The organism is Rhodopseudomonas palustris (assembly GCF_003031265.1).
Classification (GTDB): Bacteria; Pseudomonadota; Alphaproteobacteria; order Rhizobiales; family Xanthobacteraceae; genus Rhodopseudomonas; species Rhodopseudomonas palustris_H.
The window spans coordinates 4,773,095-4,789,836 of the sequence record NZ_CP019966.1; the positions used below are offsets into that span (position 1 = coordinate 4,773,095).

The 16,742-nt window shown below is 65.6% G+C and carries 13 protein-coding genes; all 13 read right to left on the reverse strand.

Annotation, left to right across the window (positions count from 1 at the left end; translation table 11 throughout):
- Positions 1–15: 15 nt before the first annotated feature.
- Positions 16–822 (reverse strand): carbohydrate ABC transporter permease, encoded by an 807-nt coding sequence (locus tag RPPS3_RS22160; RefSeq protein ID WP_011159940.1) that lies wholly within the window; start codon positions 820–822, stop codon positions 16–18.
- The gene (locus tag RPPS3_RS22165) at positions 822–1,724 is read right to left on the reverse strand and encodes a carbohydrate ABC transporter permease (protein WP_107345976.1); all 903 of its coding nucleotides are present in this window, start codon (positions 1,722–1,724) and stop codon (positions 822–824) included. The genes RPPS3_RS22160 and RPPS3_RS22165 overlap by 1 nt, the downstream gene beginning before the upstream one ends.
- Positions 1,724–2,824 carry an ABC transporter ATP-binding protein gene (locus tag RPPS3_RS22170; RefSeq protein WP_107345977.1) on the reverse strand — a complete coding sequence of 367 codons (1,101 nt, stop codon included), beginning with the start codon at positions 2,822–2,824 and terminating at the stop codon, positions 1,724–1,726. The genes RPPS3_RS22165 and RPPS3_RS22170 overlap by 1 nt, the downstream gene beginning before the upstream one ends.
- Positions 2,825–2,836: 12 nt before the next feature.
- Positions 2,837–3,916 (reverse strand): ABC transporter ATP-binding protein, encoded by a 1,080-nt coding sequence (locus RPPS3_RS22175; protein ID WP_107345978.1) that lies wholly within the window; start codon positions 3,914–3,916, stop codon positions 2,837–2,839.
- Complete coding sequence (glpD, locus tag RPPS3_RS22180) at positions 3,913–5,454, reverse strand: glycerol-3-phosphate dehydrogenase (RefSeq protein WP_199852167.1); 1,542 nt, start codon at positions 5,452–5,454, stop codon at positions 3,913–3,915. The genes RPPS3_RS22175 and glpD overlap by 4 nt, the downstream gene beginning before the upstream one ends.
- A gap of 189 nt (positions 5,455–5,643) precedes the next feature.
- The gene (locus tag RPPS3_RS22185; protein WP_107345980.1) at positions 5,644–6,441 is read right to left on the reverse strand and encodes a DeoR/GlpR family DNA-binding transcription regulator; all 798 of its coding nucleotides are present in this window, start codon (positions 6,439–6,441) and stop codon (positions 5,644–5,646) included.
- 317 nt (positions 6,442–6,758) lie between these two features.
- Positions 6,759–7,727, reverse strand: a complete 969-nt coding sequence (locus RPPS3_RS22190; RefSeq protein ID WP_107345981.1) for an IS5 family transposase — start codon at positions 7,725–7,727, stop codon at positions 6,759–6,761.
- Between the two features lie 143 nt (positions 7,728–7,870).
- Positions 7,871–8,488: a flavin reductase family protein gene (locus RPPS3_RS22195; RefSeq protein WP_107345982.1), complete on the reverse strand. Its 618-nt coding sequence runs from the start codon at positions 8,486–8,488 to the stop codon at positions 7,871–7,873.
- A 17-nt stretch (positions 8,489–8,505) separates the two neighbouring features.
- Complete coding sequence (locus tag RPPS3_RS22200; RefSeq protein WP_107345983.1) at positions 8,506–9,120, reverse strand: TetR/AcrR family transcriptional regulator; 615 nt, start codon at positions 9,118–9,120, stop codon at positions 8,506–8,508.
- A 17-nt stretch (positions 9,121–9,137) separates the two neighbouring features.
- Positions 9,138–12,275, reverse strand: coding sequence for an efflux RND transporter permease subunit (locus RPPS3_RS22205; protein WP_107345984.1), 3,138 nt, complete (start codon positions 12,273–12,275; stop codon positions 9,138–9,140).
- 21 nt (positions 12,276–12,296) lie between these two features.
- Positions 12,297–13,403: an efflux RND transporter periplasmic adaptor subunit gene (locus tag RPPS3_RS22210; protein ID WP_107345985.1), complete on the reverse strand. Its 1,107-nt coding sequence runs from the start codon at positions 13,401–13,403 to the stop codon at positions 12,297–12,299.
- 117 nt (positions 13,404–13,520) lie between these two features.
- Complete coding sequence (locus RPPS3_RS22215; RefSeq protein WP_107345986.1) at positions 13,521–14,000, reverse strand: VOC family protein; 480 nt, start codon at positions 13,998–14,000, stop codon at positions 13,521–13,523.
- 104 nt (positions 14,001–14,104) lie between these two features.
- Positions 14,105–16,726 carry a hybrid sensor histidine kinase/response regulator gene (locus RPPS3_RS22220; protein WP_107345987.1) on the reverse strand — a complete coding sequence of 874 codons (2,622 nt, stop codon included), beginning with the start codon at positions 16,724–16,726 and terminating at the stop codon, positions 14,105–14,107.
- Between the last annotated feature and the right edge of the window lie 16 nt (positions 16,727–16,742).

A 16,742-nucleotide genomic window follows, 5' to 3' on the forward strand; every position in this document is an offset into this window, starting at 1 on the left:
CGCGTCATCATTCCCTCACACCCGTCCGAGCGCGAAGCCGCGCGCGATGTAGTTGCGGACGAACCAGATCACCAGCGCGCCCGGGATGATGGTGAGCACGCCCGCGGCGGCGAGCAGGCCCCAGTCCATGCCGGCGGCCGACACGGTGCGGGTCATCACCGCCGAGATCGGCTTGGCGTTGACCGAGGTCAGGGTGCGGGCCAGCAGCAGTTCGACCCAGGAGAACATGAAGCAGAAGAACGCCGCGACACCGATGCCGCTGGCGATCAGGGGCATCAGGATCTTCACGAAGAACCGCGGGAACGAGTAGCCATCGAGGAACGCAGTTTCGTCGATTTCCTTCGGCACGCCGGAGACGAAGCCCTCGAGGATCCACACCGCGAGCGGCACGTTGAACAGGCAGTGCGCCAGAGCCACCGCCCAGGGCGTGTCGAACAGGTTCAGCGCCGAATACAGATTGAAGAACGGCAGCGCATAGACCGCGGCCGGCGCCATGCGGTTCGACAGCAGCCAGAAGAACAGGTGCTTGTCGCCGAGGAAGCGATAGCGCGAGAACGCGTACGCCGCCGGCAGCGCGAACGAGATCGACAGCACGGTGTTGATGACGACGTATTGCAGCGAATTGATGTAGCCCGAATACCAGCTCGGATCGGTGAAGATCGTCCGGTAGTTCTCCAGCGTCGGCTGGTGCGGCCACAACGTCATGGTCGAGACGATCTCGCCATTGGTCTTGAAGCTCATGTTGACGAGCCAATAGATCGGCAACATCAGGAACAACAGATACAGCGCCATGACGATGCGGCGGCCGGGGATCGAATGCATCACGCGCTCCCTTCGGTCGGCTGGCGCTCGGCGCCGGCATTGGTCATCACGGTGTAGAATACCCAGCACACGATGATGATGATCAGGTTGTAGACGATCGACAGCGCCGCGGCCTTGCCGAGGTCGAACTGCCCGAGCGCGATCTTGACCAGCTCGATCGAGATGAAAGTGGTCGAATTGCCCGGCCCGCCGCCGGTGACGACGAACGGCTCGGTGTAGATCATGAAGCTGTCCATGAACCGCAGCAGCACGGCGATCAGCAGCACGCGGTGCATCTTCGGCAGCTGGATCGCCTTGAACACTGCCCAGCGCGAGGCGCCGTCGATCTGCGCCGCCTGATAATACGCGTCCGGGATCGACTTCAGGCCGGCGTAGCACAAGAGCGCCACCAGGCTGGTCCAGTGCCAGACATCCATCACCACCACCGTGGCCCAGGCGTCGAAATCGTTGGACACGTAGTTGTAATTGAAGCCGAGATGATTGAGCGTGTAGCCCATCAGGCCGATGTCGGGGCGGCCGAAGATCTGCCAGATGGTGCCGACCACGTTCCACGGGATCAACAGCGGCAGCGCCATGATCACCAGGCAGAACGCCACCGACCAGCCGTGGCGCGGCATCGCCAGCGCCACCACGATGCCGAGCGGCACCTCGATCGCCAGGATGATCGCCGAGAACGCCAGATTGCGCCACAGCGAAGCGAAGAACCGGCCACCGAGATCGGTCGACGGATCGAGCAGCTCCTTGAACCAGCCGACCCCGTTCCAGAAGAACTGGTTGTTGCCGAAGGTGTCCTGCACCGAATAGTTCACCACCGTCATCAGCGGCAGGATCGCCGAGAACGCCACGATAGCGAACACCGGCAGCACCAGGAACCAAGCTTTCTGGTTGACGACCTTGTCCATCAGGCGACCTGCTCCAGTGAGCTGCCTTCGACGATTTCGCTGTCGGCATAGACGTGAATGCGCGACGGCTCGAACCGCAGCGCCGCTTCATCCCCGCTCGGCGAGAAGCCATCCGGCACCCGCGCGGCGATCTTGACGTCACCCACCCGCACCGACGCGAAGCGGATGCGGCCGAGATCGTCGATCCGCTCGACGCGGCCGGTCATCAGGCCGGGTGCCTTGGCGGTGAGGTGGACGAATTCCGGCCGCACCCCGATCTCGATCTTGCCCGGCGGCAGCTTGTCGTAGCTGCGCGCGAGCGGCACGCGATGGCCGGCGACCAGCGCCTCGCGGCCCTTCACCTCGGCCGGCACGATGTTCATGCCCGGCGAACCGATGAAGTAGCCGACGAAGGTGTGGGCCGGGCGCTCGAACAATTCTTCCGGCGTGCCGCTCTGCACGACACGGCCGTCGTGCATCACCACCACGGTGTCGGCGAAGGTCAGCGCCTCGGTCTGGTCGTGGGTGACGTAGATCATCGTCAGGTCCAGCGCGCGGTGCAGCGCCTTGAGCTTGCTACGCAGCTCCCACTTCAGATGCGGATCGATCACCGTCAGCGGCTCGTCGAACAGGATCGCGGCGACATCGCTGCGCACCAGGCCGCGGCCGAGCGAGATCTTCTGCTTGGCGTCGGCGGTGAGCCGCGTCGCCTTGCGCTTCAGGTTCGGCGTCAGATCGAGCAGGTCGGCGATCTCGGCGACGCGCCGGTCGATCTCGGCCTTCGGCACACCGCGGTTCTTCAGCGGGAATGCCAAATTCTCGCGCACCGTCATAGTGTCGTAGATCACCGGAAACTGGAACACCTGCGCGATGTTGCGCTCGCGGGTGGAGAGCGCGGTGACGTCGCGACCGTCGAACAGGATCTTGCCGCGCGACGGCGTGACGATGCCCGAGATGATATTCAGCAGCGTGGTCTTGCCGCAGCCCGACGGGCCGAGCAGCGCATAGGCGCCACCCTGCCGCCAGGTCATCGACACCGGCTTCAGCGCATAGGCCTGCGGCGGCAGGTCGTCACCGACCAGATAAGAGTGAGCAAGATCGACGAGATCGATGCGCGCCATCGGGCTGTCCCCTCAGATCGGCTTCGGCGCGGCGACGAGGCGATCGGCCGCGTCGAACACGAACAGATTGGCGGGGTCGAGGATGGCGTCGAGCGTCTGGCCCGGCTCGAACTCATGGATGCCGTGCAGCACCGCGACCCAATAGTCGTCGCCGCGCTTCAGATGCACGAAGCTCTCCGAGCCGGTGATCTCGGTCACCGCCACGGTCGCCTGGAACGCATGACGCTCCGGATCGGCGCTCTTCACCTCGATCTGATGCGCACGGAAGCCGACGCGGTAGGCGCCATCGGAGAGCCCGGCGAACACCCCGGTTGCCGGCGCGGTGACGCCGCCGGAGTAATGCACGGTGCCGGCCTTCTTCTCGGCGCCGACGAGATTGAGCGGCGGATCGGAGAACACCTGCGCCACCCGCATGGTGTCGGGCTTGCGATAAACTTGCGGGGTCGGCCCGACCTGCAGCGCCTGGCCTTCCCACATGCAGATGGTGCGGCCGCCGAGCAGCAGGGCTTCGGACGGCTCTGTGGTGGCATAGACGAAGATCGCGCCGGAGGCCTCGAAGATCTTCGGCAGCTCGGTGCGCAGCTCCTCGCGGAGCTTGTAGTCGAGGTTGGCGAGCGGCTCGTCGAGCAGCACCAGATCGGCCCCCTTGACCAGCGCGCGGGCGATCGCGGTGCGCTGCTGCTGGCCGCCGGAGAGCTGCAGCGGCGTGCGCTGCAGATACGGCTCGAGCTTGAGCAGCTTGGCGGCCTCGGCAACGCGGCGCTCGATCTCGGCGCGCGGCTTGCGCTGCACCCGCAGCGGCGAGGCGATGTTCTCGTACACCGTCAGCGACGGGTAATTGATGAACTGCTGATACACCATCGCCACCGAGCGGCTGCGCACATCGGCGCCGGTGACGTCCTTGCCGTCGACCAGCACGCGGCCGGTGGTCGGTTTGTCGAGGCCGGCGAGCAGCCGCATGATCGAAGTCTTGCCCGACAGCGTCGGTCCGAGCAGCACGCTCAGCGTACCGCGCTCCAGCGTCAGCGATACGTTGCGGATCGCCGGAACGCCGTCCAGCACCCTGGTGACATTCTCCAGGCTGACGCTCATGCCCGGCCTCCCGCTTGCTGCTGGGGCTTCTCGGCGGCGCGGCGGTCGGAGATCCACTGATCGAGCGCGGCAACCGCGGCCGGTGTCAGCCGCAAGCCGAGCTTGGATCGCCGCCAGACGATGTCGTCCGCGCTGCAGGCCCATTCGCGGCTCATCAGATAGCGGACCTCGGCCTCCGTCAATGTGGCGCCGAAGTCGCGGCCAAGATCGGCCGCCGACTTGGCCGCGCCGAGCACGTCACGCGCCCGGGTGCCGTAGGCATGCACCAGCCGCGAGGCGTGCGCCGAAGCGAGGAACGGATAGTCGCGCAACAGATCGCCGATCAGCGCCGGACCGCCGTCGATCGGGAAATCGCCGCCCGGCAGCGGCTGATGCGCGGTCCAGCCCTGTTTGGCGGTTCCGCCCTTCAGATAGGACGACAGCTTCTCCAGCGCCTCTTCGGCGAGCCGGCGATAGGTGGTGATCTTGCCGCCGTAGATCGACAGCAGCGGCGCGCCGCCCGGGGTGTCGAGCTCGAACACGTAGTCGCGGGTCGCCGCCTTGGCCTCGCTGGCGCCGTCGTCATACAGCGGCCGCACGCCCGAGAACGTCCACACCACATCGGCGGGCGTCACCGGCTTGGCGAAATAGCCGCTCACCGCCTTGCACAGATAGTCGATCTCTTCCGGCGTCGCTTTCACCTGTGACGGATCGCCATGATAATCGCGGTCGGTGGTGCCGATCAGGGTGAAGTCGCCCTGATACGGAATCGCGAACACGATACGGCCATCGGCATTCTGGAAGATGTAGGCGCGGTCGTGATCGTAAAGCTTGCGGGTGACGATGTGCGAGCCCTGCACCAGCCGCACCTTGTAGCGGGCATCGACCCCGGCGCCGGAGCCGAGCACGCCTTCGACCCACGGACCGGCGGCATTGACCAGCGCTCGCGCCTCGATCGTGCTGCGCGCGCCGCTACCAACATCTTCCAGCGTCACCTGCCAGATGCCGCCCTGCTGGCTGACTTGCACCGCGCGGGTGCGGGTGCGGATCTCGGCGCCGCGCTCGGCGGCATCGCGCGCGGTCAGCACCACCAGCCGCGCGTCGTCGACGAAGCAATCGGAATACTCGAAGCCCTTGGTGTAGCGCCCGGGAATCAGCGGCTTGCCGACTTCGTCATGCGCCAGATCGACCGAACGGGTCGGCGGCAGCAGCTTCCGGCCGCCGAGATAATCATACAGGAACAGCCCGAGCCGCAGCCGCCAGGCCGGGCGCAGGCCGTCGTGATGCGGCAGCACGAAACGCAGCGGCCCGATGATATGTGGCGCGATCTGCCACAGCCGCTCGCGCTCGATCAGCGCTTCGCGCACCAGGCGAAACTCGAAATATTCGAGATAGCGCAGCCCGCCATGGATCAGCTTGGTCGACCACGACGAGGTGCCGCTGGCGAGGTCGTTCATCTCGCACAGGAACACGGAATGTCCCCGGCCCGCCGCATCGCGCGCGATGCCGCAGCCGTTGATCCCGCCCCCGATGATCGCGAGGTCGTACACCATCCCCACCGACGCTCCTCACCGCATCGCAGCATTTTGCTGCAATGCACTTTCGCTTCTGTCGATTTACGCTGGAAAACGAATAAAGCACAAACCAAAACGAAAGCAACTGCGATCTGCAAAGGGATCGCGTTTCCGCGCGCGAAATCGCGCCCAGAGGCTGGGAGACAGGCACAACTGACGCTTGGAAGAGGCGGTTTAGGCCGCGGATTCGTCGAGCTCGGGTTTCGCCGGGCAGGCTTCGATTACCTCGATACCATTCGTATCGCAGATCGCCTGCAGTGACGGCGGCAGTGCCCGGTCGGTGACGAAGGTCTGGATCTGGCTGAGATCGGCAATCCGCACCGGCGCGTTGCGCTCCAGCTTGGTCGAATCTGCCACCAGCATCACGCTGCGGGCATTGGCGATGATCGCCTGCGAAGCTTGGACTTCGCGATAGTCGAAGTCGAGCAGCGCCCCCTCTTCGTCGATCGCAGAGGCGCCGATGATGGCGTAATCGACCTTGAACTGGCCGATCAGGCTGGTGGCGGTGGAGCCGATCACCGCGCCATCCGCGCGCCGCACGGTGCCGCCGGCGACAATCACCTCGATCCGCGGATGCCGATACAGCAGCATCGCGACGTTGAGATTGTTGGTGATCACCAACAGGTCCTGGTGCGCCGACAACGCGCTGGCGACTTCTTCGGTGGTGGTGCCGATGTTGATGAACAGCGAGCAGCCATTGGGAATCCGCGCCGCCGCTGCGGCCCCGATCGCCTTCTTTTCCTCGGCGGCAACGAAGCGGCGCGCCTCATAGGCGAGATTGGCGACGCCCGAGGCGATGATCGCGCCGCCGTGGATTCGCGTCAGCGAGCGCTGGTCGCACAGATCGTTGAGATCCTTGCGGATGGTCTGCGCCGACACTTCGAAGCGCCGCACCAGATCCTCGACCATCACCCGGCCCGAGGCCCGGGCGAGGTTGAGGATTTCAGACTGACGATGGGTCAGAGCCGTCACGCACGCACCTTACAACGTTGATGCGCCATGGTGCGGCTGTTCGCGCGTCAGGTCAACGCGCGGCGCGAGACGGCTGCGCTCCGCAATACGCACGGCCTCATGGTGAGGAGGCGCGAAGCGCCGTCTCGAACCATGGCTGCTGGTACTGCGCGGCCCACCCTTCGAGACGCCCGGCTGCGCCGGGCTCCTCAGGGTGGAGACCTTTGCGCGGATGGCGATATCTGCGCTAAGGCGGTTGGGCGGCATCGAGATTGCCTTGCTGGCGTCGATCCGGCTGCGGCTCAGCTGGCGCACAGGCGGCTTGGACCCGTGGCCGCTCATGCCGGGTTCAGTTGGAGACTTCGCCGCAGATTGTAGGCCATGCAGGCGAGCAGGAAGGCCGTGAGATTCCGCGCCGCGTTGAAGTAGCGCATGCGGGTGAAGCCGTAGCTTCTTTTGAGCGTGCCGAACACCGCTTCGACAGGGCTGCGCAGCGGCACCAAAGCGTGATTGCGCGCGACTTCCTCAGGCGTGAGGGGCTGGTTCTTGTGGGCGCGGCGCATCACTCCGTCGCCGAAGCCCTTCTGCGCCAGCAGCTCGCGAAGCGATCGGCTGTGATAGCCGCGGTCGGCATAGACCGTGCCGGCGCTGGGCGGCAGCAGGTCGGGCGCGACGCTGACATCCTGGATGTTGGCGGAGGTTAGCCGGCCGCTGCGGATCAGGCCCGTACCCTGATCGACTGCCACATGCATCTTGTAGCCGAAGGTAAAGCGGCGGCGTTCGTTATCCGCGCCGAACCTAGCATCGGGATCGACCGGGCTGGTTGTGCCATCTTCCTTGCGTGGCCGGCGTGCCGCGCTCGTCACCATCGAAGCGTCGATCAGCGTGCCCTGCTTGATCAGCAAGCCATGGGTGTCGAGTTGGCGCTGAAGCTCCGCGAATAGCTCCTCGATCAGTCCCATCTTGGTCAGGCGCTCACGAAACCGCCAGATTGTGCTGTGATCCGGCGTCTCGTCGTCCAGCGACAAGCCGGCGAAGCGCTGGAAGCTCAGCCGATCGAACAGCGCCGCCTCCATCGCTGGATCTGACAACCCGTACCAGCGCTGCAGCAGCAGCGCTTTGAACATCATGAGGGCCGGAAACGACGGCTCGCCCTTGGCGGCGACCGGGATCACAGCCAGTAGGCGCTCGAAGGCCGCCCAGTCGAGCAATCGGCCGATATCGTCCAGCACGTCGGCCCGCCGCGGCTTCCTGCGGCTGACCGCCGCGTCCAACAGACCCAACTGACCAATCCGCCGCTGTCCCATCTCAGACCTCCGCGACTCACCAACACTAGCGAATCACGGCAGAGCTATCCGTGCAAAGGTCTCCAGGGTGAGGACTCAGTGACCGCAGCAAGGCCGCAGGACGGGCCAAAACGGAGGCGACGGCCGTTTGGACTCACAAGCCGCTAGGCCGGCCGCACCATCTCGAACATCGCGTCGGGGCGAATCTCGAAATAGTCGCCGCGCCGGCCGGCGCGTACGATCGGCCGCGCCGCGGCGGTTTGATAGACGCCGTCTTCGATCAAGCGCTTGTCGATGTGCACCATCACCACCTCGCCGATCGTCAGCCAGGCATCGACCTCGACGCCGTCGGCGCCCTTGAGCCGGACGATCTCCGACAGCTTGCACTCGAACGACACCGGGCTTTCGGCGACCCGCGGCGGCTTCACCAGTTCGCTGTCGAGCTTGGTGAGATTGCCGAGCGCGAATTCGTCGACCTCGTGCGGCACGCTGGCGGAGGTGGCATTCATCGCCTGCGCCAGATCCATCGTCACCAGATTCCACACAAACTCGCCGGTGCGCTGGATGTTGGCGACGGTGTCCTTCCAGGTGGTGGACGAGAACCCGATCAGCGGCGGATGATAGTTGAAGGCATTGAAGAAGCTGTACGGCGCGAGGTTGACGCGGCCCTCGGCATCGCAGGACGAAATCCAGCCGATCGGCCGCGGCGCAATGATCGCGTTGAACGGGTCGTGCTTGAGGCCGTGGCCGTTCGCCGGCTTGTAGGAATGCAGATCAGTCACGCGGGATGTCCTTATTGTTATTGCGCGTCGGCGTGCCGGCCGGCGCCGAGCGCCGCCAGCACGAAATCGATCATGTCCTCGAGCTTCGGCAGCTCCTTGGTGAAGCTCTGCGCGATCATCTGCGGGTGGAAGAACCGGATCATCGCAGCGCAGGTGCAGCTCGCCGCCTGCGGCACATCGGCGACCTTGAACTCACCGCTCGCCACGCCCTGGACAATCACCTCGCCGATCGTGCCGGTGATGAATTCCATATGGGCGATGCAGACATCCCAGTTTTCCTCCATGGCGATCGCCACCATCTCGTGCAGCTTGGCGTCGCCGATGTAGCGCTCGCAGTTCATCCGGTGCACGGTGGTGAGCAGATCGCGCAGCCGCTGCACCGCCGACCCCGGCGCATGCACGATGGCGACCGCCGCCTGCTCGACCTCGCCCATCAGATGCCGCGCCACGCCCTTGTGGATCGCCTTCTTCGAATCGAAGAAGCGATACACATTGGCCGGGCTCATCTGCAGCAGCTTTGCGATGTCGGCCACCGTGGTCTTCTGGTAGCCGATCTCACGGAACAGCCGTTCGGCCACCACCAGGATGCGGTGCCGCATGTCGGCTTCGGTATTCTCAGAAACAAGCGTCATCGGGCCAAGATATTCAATTATTCCGCCGCGTCGGCAAGCGGAAAGGCGTTCGGGCCAGCGGTGCCGTGTTGCGGCGCAAGATCCGGCTCGGCGGCCGTGCCCCGTTCGTCCAGGCTGCTCCGGAACCAGAGCGCGTACAGCCCCGGCAGATAGAACAGCGTCAGGAAGGTGGCGACGAATAGGCCGCCCATGATGGTGATCGCCATCGGGCCCCAGAACGCCGAGCGCGACAGCGGGATCATCGCCAGGATGGCCGCCAGCGCGGTCAGCACCACCGGCCGCGCCCGGCGCACCGTCGCCTCGACGATCGCCTCGCGCCGGGTCGAGCCGTGCGCGACGTCGCTCTCGATCTGGTCGACCAGGATCACCGCATTGCGCATGATCATGCCGGCGAGCGCGATCAGGCCGAGCAGCGCCACGAAGCCGAACGGCGCCGAGGCGACGTTGAGGCCGAGCGAGGCGCCGATGATGCCGAGCGGCGCGGTGAGGAACACCAGCAGCAGCCGCGGGAAGCTCTGCAGCTGGATCATCAGCAGCGCCAGCATAGCGATCACCATCACCGGAAACAGGATGAAGATCGACGCATTGCCCTTAGTGGATTCCTCGATCGCGCCACCGGTCTCGATCCGGTAGGCCGGCTGCAGATTGGCGCGGATGCTCTCCAGCTGCGGCCAGATCGCGTTGGTGACGTCCGGCGCCTGCACGCCGTCGACGACGTCGCCGCGCACGGTGATCGCCATGTCACGATTGCGCCGCCACAGGATCGGCTCCTCGTGCGAATACTCGACCTTGGCGACCTGCGACAGCGGCACCGCCATGCCGTTGCGCGCCGTGATGGTGAGTTCGCCGATCCGGGCGAGATCGAGCCGCTCGTTTGGCACCGCGCGCGCGACCACGCCGATCTTCTCGACGCCGTCACGCACCGTGGTGACTTGCGCGCCCGAGATCAGCATCGCCAGCGCCTGGGAGACGTCCTGCGGGGTGAGGCCCAGCGCGCGGGCACGCGACTGATCGACCACCAGCTTCAGATACGGCGATTGCTCGTTCCAATCGAGATGCGGATCGATGACGCTCGCGTTCTTCTTCACCACGTCGCGGACCTGATAGGCGATCTCGCGCACCTTGGCGGTGTCCGGGCCGATCACCCTGAACTGAACCGGGAAGCCGACCGGCGGGCCGAAATTGAAGCGGTCGACACGCACCCGCGCCGCCGCGAGCCGGCCGCTATGCGCCGCCTGCTCGATCCGTGCCTTGATCCGCTCGCGCGCCGCGACGTCCTTGGCGACGATCACGATCTCGGCGAAGGATTCGGTCGGAAGCTGCGGATTGAGGCCGAGCCAGAACCGCGGCGAGCCCTTGCCGACATAGGCCGTGTAGGTCGCGATATCGCCGTCGTCCTTGAGCAGCGTCTCGGCTTCCTTCACCGACTTCGTGGTGACATCGAAGGCGGTGCCTTCCGGCAAGCGCAGCTGCAGGAACAGTTCGGGCCGTTCCGACAGCGGGAAGAATTGCTGCTGCACATGGCCGAAGCCGACCACCGCGGCGATGAAGATGCCGACCGTGGCGGCCACCACCGTGCCGCGCCAGCGCACGCACCAGGTCACCGCGGCGCGTAGCGCGCGATAGATCCGGGTGTGATACACTTCGTCCGGATTGTGACCCTTCTTGCCGGCGAAGTCCGGCAGCAGCTTGACGCCGATATAGGGCGTGAAGATCACCGCCACGAACCACGAGGCGATCAGCGCGATCGCCACGATCCAGAAGATGCCGCCGGCATACTCCCCGACCGCAGAATTGGCGAAACCGATCGGCAGGAAGCCGGCCGCGGTGACCAGCGTGCCGGTCAGCATCGGAAACGCCGTCGACTCCCAGGCGAACGACGCCGCCTTGGCGCGATCCCAGCCCTGCTCCATCTTCACCACCATCATCTCCACGGCGATGATGGCGTCGTCGACGAGCAGGCCGAGCGCGATGATCAGCGCGCCGAGCGTGATCCGGTGCAGATCGAGCGACATCACGTTCATGACGATGAACACGATCGCCAGCACCAGCGGTACCGACAGCGCTACCACGATGCCGGTGCGCCAGCCGAGCGCCAGGAACGACACGAACAGCACGATCACCAGCGCCTCGACGAACGAGCGCATGAACTCGCCGACCGCGTGCTTTACCACTTCGGGCTGATCGGCAATCTGCTCGATGTCGATGCCCTGCGGCACGTCGGCCATGAACGCCGCGGTCGCCGCACTGACCTGCTCGCCGAGCTGCAGGATGTTGGCGCCCTTGGCGGTGACAATGCCGATGCCGATCGCCGGCTTGCCCTTCTGCCGCACCTGGTAATCGGTCGGATCGACATAGCCGTGGCGGATCTCGGCGACGTCGCCGAGCCGGAACACCCGGCCGCCGCTCTCGACGGGTGTCTCCGCCACCGCCTGCGCGCCATCGAGTGCGCCGGTGACGCGCAGCGGCACGCGCTGCGACGAGGTCTCGACCGTGCCGGCCGGCACCACCGCGTTCTGCTTGGCGAGCGAGTCGAAGATCGCCTGCGGCGTCAGGCCGAGCGTCGCCAACTTGGCGTGCGAGAACTCGACATAGATCTTCTCGTCCTGCGTGCCGTAGATGTTAACCTTCGAGACGTTGGCAATCCTGAGCAGCCGCTGCCGCAATCCTTCGGCCGCCTTCTTGAGCTGCGCGTAGTTCGCGCCGTCGCCGGTCATCATGTAGAGAATCGAGTCGACGTCGCCGTACTCGTCATTGATCGACGGGCCGATCAGACTGCTCGGCAATTGCGGCGCGACGTCCCACAGCTTCTTGCGCAGCAGATAGAGCAGGTGCGGCACTTCGGACGGCGGCGTCGAGTCGCGGAACGTCACCTGCATCGCGGTGAACGACGCCTTCGAATAGGTCTGCACCTTTTCGAAGTAAGGCAGCTCCTGCAGCTTCTTCTCGATCGGGTCGGCGACCTGTTCCTGCATCTCCTTGGCGGTGGCGCCCGGCCAGATCGCCGACACTACCGCGACCTTGACGGTGAATGACGGATCTTCGGCGCGGCCGAGCCGCTGATACGAATAGATGCCGGTGAAGCCGAGCGCGCAGATCAAAAACAGGATCAGCGCCGGATGTCGGACCGCCCAGGCCGACAAATTGAAACGCATCGTCGCACTCCCCAGCGCAGATCAGAACGTCAGAGCCGACACCACCCGCACTTTTTCCGCCGGATCGAGTTTCTGCACGCCGAGCGTGACGATCTGATCGCCTTCGTCGACGCCCTCGGCGATCACCACGTCTTCGGTCTCGTATGCCTTCACGGCGACCCGCTTCAGCTTCACCTCACCGCCGCCGTCGACGACGTAAAGCGACGGCTGGCCGCCCTGATTGAACAGCGCCGACAGCGGCACCCGGGCGACGCGGACCTTGTCGGGATCGGTCAGCGTCAGCGTCGCGGTCATCCCGAGCACGACGCGGTCGTCGGCGTCCGGCAGCGAGAACTTGGCCAGAAAGGTGCGGGTCGCGGGATCGGCGAGCGGCGCCACCTCGCGCAGCTTGGCGACGTAGTGACGGCCGGGCTCGGACCACAGCGTAACGTCGGCCAGCCCCTTGGTGGCGCGGGTGATCAGCGTCTCGGGGATCGCCACCACCGCTTCCTTCTCGCCGATCCGCGCGAGCCGGAACGCGGCCTGACCGGCTGCCACCACCTGCCCGGGTTCGACCAGCGCACCCGCGACGACGCCGCGGCTATCGGCTTCAAGCGTCGCGTAGGACAGCGAGTTGCGGGTCAGCTCGACCGAGCGCTCGGCGCGGGCAAAGCGGGCGCGCGCCTCGTCCGCGGTGGCGCGCGCCTGATCCATCTGGGCTTCGGTCGCCCAGCCCTTGGCGCGCAGCTCCTTGGCACGGTTTTCAGACGCGATCGCCTGCGCCAGCACGCCCTTGGCGGCACTGTGTTCGGCCTCGGCCTGCTCGGCCTGCAGCTTCAGATCGGTCTGATCGAGCAGCGCCAGCTTCTGGCCGACTTCCACGGTGTCGCCGACCTCGACGAGGCGCTTGGCCACCTTGCCGGTGACCCGGAAGCCGACGTCGGTCTCGGTGCGGGGCTTGATCGTGCCGACGAAGCTGCGCTCCGGCGCCTGCGGGGTGTAATGCACCGCCGTGACCAGGACCGGACGCTTGGAGAGCTCCTGTTTGGCGTCTTTGCCGTCGCAGCCCGCCAGACCGAGCACCGCCACGGCCAGCAGGGTACCTATCAGAAGCCTGAAAAACCCGTCGAATACAGAAATCGCACGCATCGGCAGCCTCCCCTTGCGGTGACGGGAACTGTCGATTGATTTATGACGATTGTCAATAATCGTCAGAAATCATGAGTCCGTGATGGAGGCCGATCCTTTTTCCGGGCTCACAGCCCCCTACACGCCCTCATACGCTCGCTGCAGGGCGCCGACGTCGAGCTTCACCATTTGCATCATCGCCTGCATGGCACGCTTGGCGCCTTCGCGGTTTGGGCCCGCGAACAGCTTGAGCGCGTCGGCGGGGACGATCTGCCAGGACAGGCCGTAGCGGTCGCGCAGCCAGCCGCACGCCACCGGCTCGCCGCCATCCGCCAGCAACGCATCCCACAGCCGATCGACTTCGGCCTGATCGACGCAATCGATCTTGAACGACACCGCGTGATTGAACGGCAGCGGCGTGCCGCCATTGAGCGCCATGAACGGCTGCCCGGCCACCGTGAACTCCACCACCAGCACCGAGCCTTCGGGCCCGCCCGGGGTGTCGACGACGCTGCGCTGGACGTTGTCGATCCGCGAGTCCCGCAGCAGCGACACGTAGAACTGCGCTGCCTGTTCGGCTTCGCCGGCAAACCACAGACAAGGAACGATCTTCGACATTCGCGCATCCTCCCGCACAACGCATTTGCATTATGCCGAGGACGATCGAACGCGCTGCCGGCCGACAGCCGACGCGAATTTTCAAAAGCAATGACGATCGAACGTCAGCTCGCCAGCTTCAGGCTGCCTTCGCATTGCCGGCGCAGCTCGATCAGCGCCTTGTTGAGCTGACCGGTGAGCAAATCGAGCCCTTCCGGCGAGATCGTCTTCGCATCGCGCTCGATCGAACGCGCGATCTCGGCGATCGGGTGGAAGCCGAGCGTGCGGGCTCCACCCTTGAGCGAATGCGCTTCGACCTCGATTGTGTGGCGGTCCATCTGTTCGGCGAAGCGCCGGAACAGCGCGATCCGCCGCTCGGTTTCGGCGAAGAACAGCGCCACCATCTCGCTCACCTGATCCTGGCCGATCTCGGCGGTGAGTTCGGCGAGCGTGTCCATATCGACCTGCATCGGCGGCGACGGCATCGTCACCGGCGTCGATGCGCCGCGCAGCGCCCGCAGCACGGCCGCGACCAGCGCCGGCTTCCGCAGCGGCTTGGACAGGAAGTCGTTCATGCCGGCGTCGCGGCAGACTTTGACGTCGTCGGGGAAGGCGTTCGCGGTGAGCGCGATGATCGGCAGCTTGGCGAGCACGCCACCCTTGCCGCGGATCGCACGGGTGGCGGCAAGGCCATCCATGTTGGGCATCCGCACGTCCATCAGCACGACGTCGAACTCGCCTTCGCCTGCCGCCGTCACCGCGTCGGTGCCGTCGGACACCACGGTGATTTCGGCGGCGAACTCCTGCAGCATCTTCATCACCACCATCTGGTTGGTGGCGTCGTCTTCGGCGATCAGGACGCGCAGCGGGCGTCCCAGCATCGCGATGCGGGTGCGGAGATCGTCGCTGCCGAGCCGGTCGAGCCGGTGATCGGCAATCCACGCATTGCTCCACGGCAGATCCAGGCTGAAGCGGAAGGTCGAGCCCTCGCCTTCGCGCGAGGTGACGGCGATATCGCCGCCCATCTGCTCGACGATCCGCCGGCTGATCGCCAGCCCGAGGCCGGTGCCACCGAACCGGCGGTTGATCGAGACGTCGGCCTGCGCGAAGTCGGTGAACAGGCTGCCGACGCGATCCGGCGAAATGCCGATGCCGGTATCGGTTACCTGCCACTCGACGGTGGCGTGGCTGTCGTTGCGCTTCACGCACGTCAGCACGATCGCGATCGAGCCTTGCTCGGTGAACTTCACCGCATTGGCCGCGAGGTTGAGCAGCACCTGACGAATGCGCGCGGCGTCACCATTCAGCGATGGCGGCAGCCGCGGATCGATATCGACCTTCAGCTCGATGCCCTTGCCGCGGACTTCCGGCTCGATGATCGCGCGGACCGACTCGACCAAAGTGGCCGGCGAGAAGTCGGCCTGCTCGAACTCCAGCCGGCCGGCTTCGAGCTTCGACAGATCGAGGATGTCGTTGAGGATGCGCAGCAGGTCGTCGCCGGAATCGCGGATCGTGGTGACGGCCTGTTGCTGCTCGGGATCGAGCTTGGTTTCGAGCAGCGAATTGGCGAGACCCAGCACACCGTTCATCGGCGTCCGGATCTCGTGGCTCATCATTGCCAGGAAGCTGGACTTGGCGCGGTTCTCGGCTTCGGCCTGCTCGGCGCGCCAGCGCTCGGTGACATCACGGCCGACGCCGCGATAGCCGGCGAACTCGCCGGCCGCATCGAGCATCGGCTTTGCGGTGAGCGACCACAGCCGCGGCGTGCCGCCGATCACCACATGCACCACAAGATCGTTCATCGCCTCCCGCTGCGCCATCTTCGCAGCGACGCCCATCGCACAGCGACCGTCCTCGGGGCACAGCATGCCGATCACATCCGCGAGCGGCGCCCCGATCAGCAGCGACGGCGGCAGCTTGGCGACTTCGACGAAGCGCTCCGGCACGTGCACCAGCCGGCCATGCGCATCGGTCTGCCACAGCCAGTCGCTGGCATTGGCTTGGAAGTCTTTCAGCAGCAGCGAGATGATTTCGGTCTGCCGTTCGAGTTCGAACTTCGCCCGCAGATTGTCGAAGAACATCTCGCCGTGCGAGATCAGGTTGCGCGACATGAACACCGCGTACAGCACCAGAAAGGCCGCCGTGATGCGATAGGCGGTGCCGTCACTCAGCGCGAGCGATAGAGCTGAACCCGCCGCCAGTGTCCAGGTGTAAGCAAGCCCGGCGCGCGGCACGGTGGATAGTGTAAACGCACCGCCCGAGATCATGCCGGCCGCCACGCAGGCGACGATCAGCTGATCGCCGGGCTCGGCCTTCACGAACACCATCACGGGCATCGCGCCCCAAATCAGTCCGAGCAGCAACGCGTGCAGCGTCATGCGGCGGATCGCACGCGCGGAGGCTTCGAGCCGCGGTTCGAACCGCATGCGCAGCCATGACTGCACCGCCGCCCCCGCCGCGAACAGCATCATCGCCATCCACGCCAGCAGTTGCGGGCGGGCGTCATTGTCCCAGAAGGTGAACAGGATCAGAGCAGCGTTGGCGACGTTGATACTCATCGTCACCGGCGTCAGCCGGGTAACGCTATTGATCTGCGCGGCGCGGATCCGCCGCATTTCGTGCTCGTCGATATCAGGCTGCGATATCAGCGTACCGGCACCGCGTCCGCCGAGCCAGAAGTCGAGCAAAGCCGACCGCTCGGTTTGCGACATCCAGGCCGTTGTCATCGATTGCCACAGGCCGGACATCTCGAAGCGCTCTCTC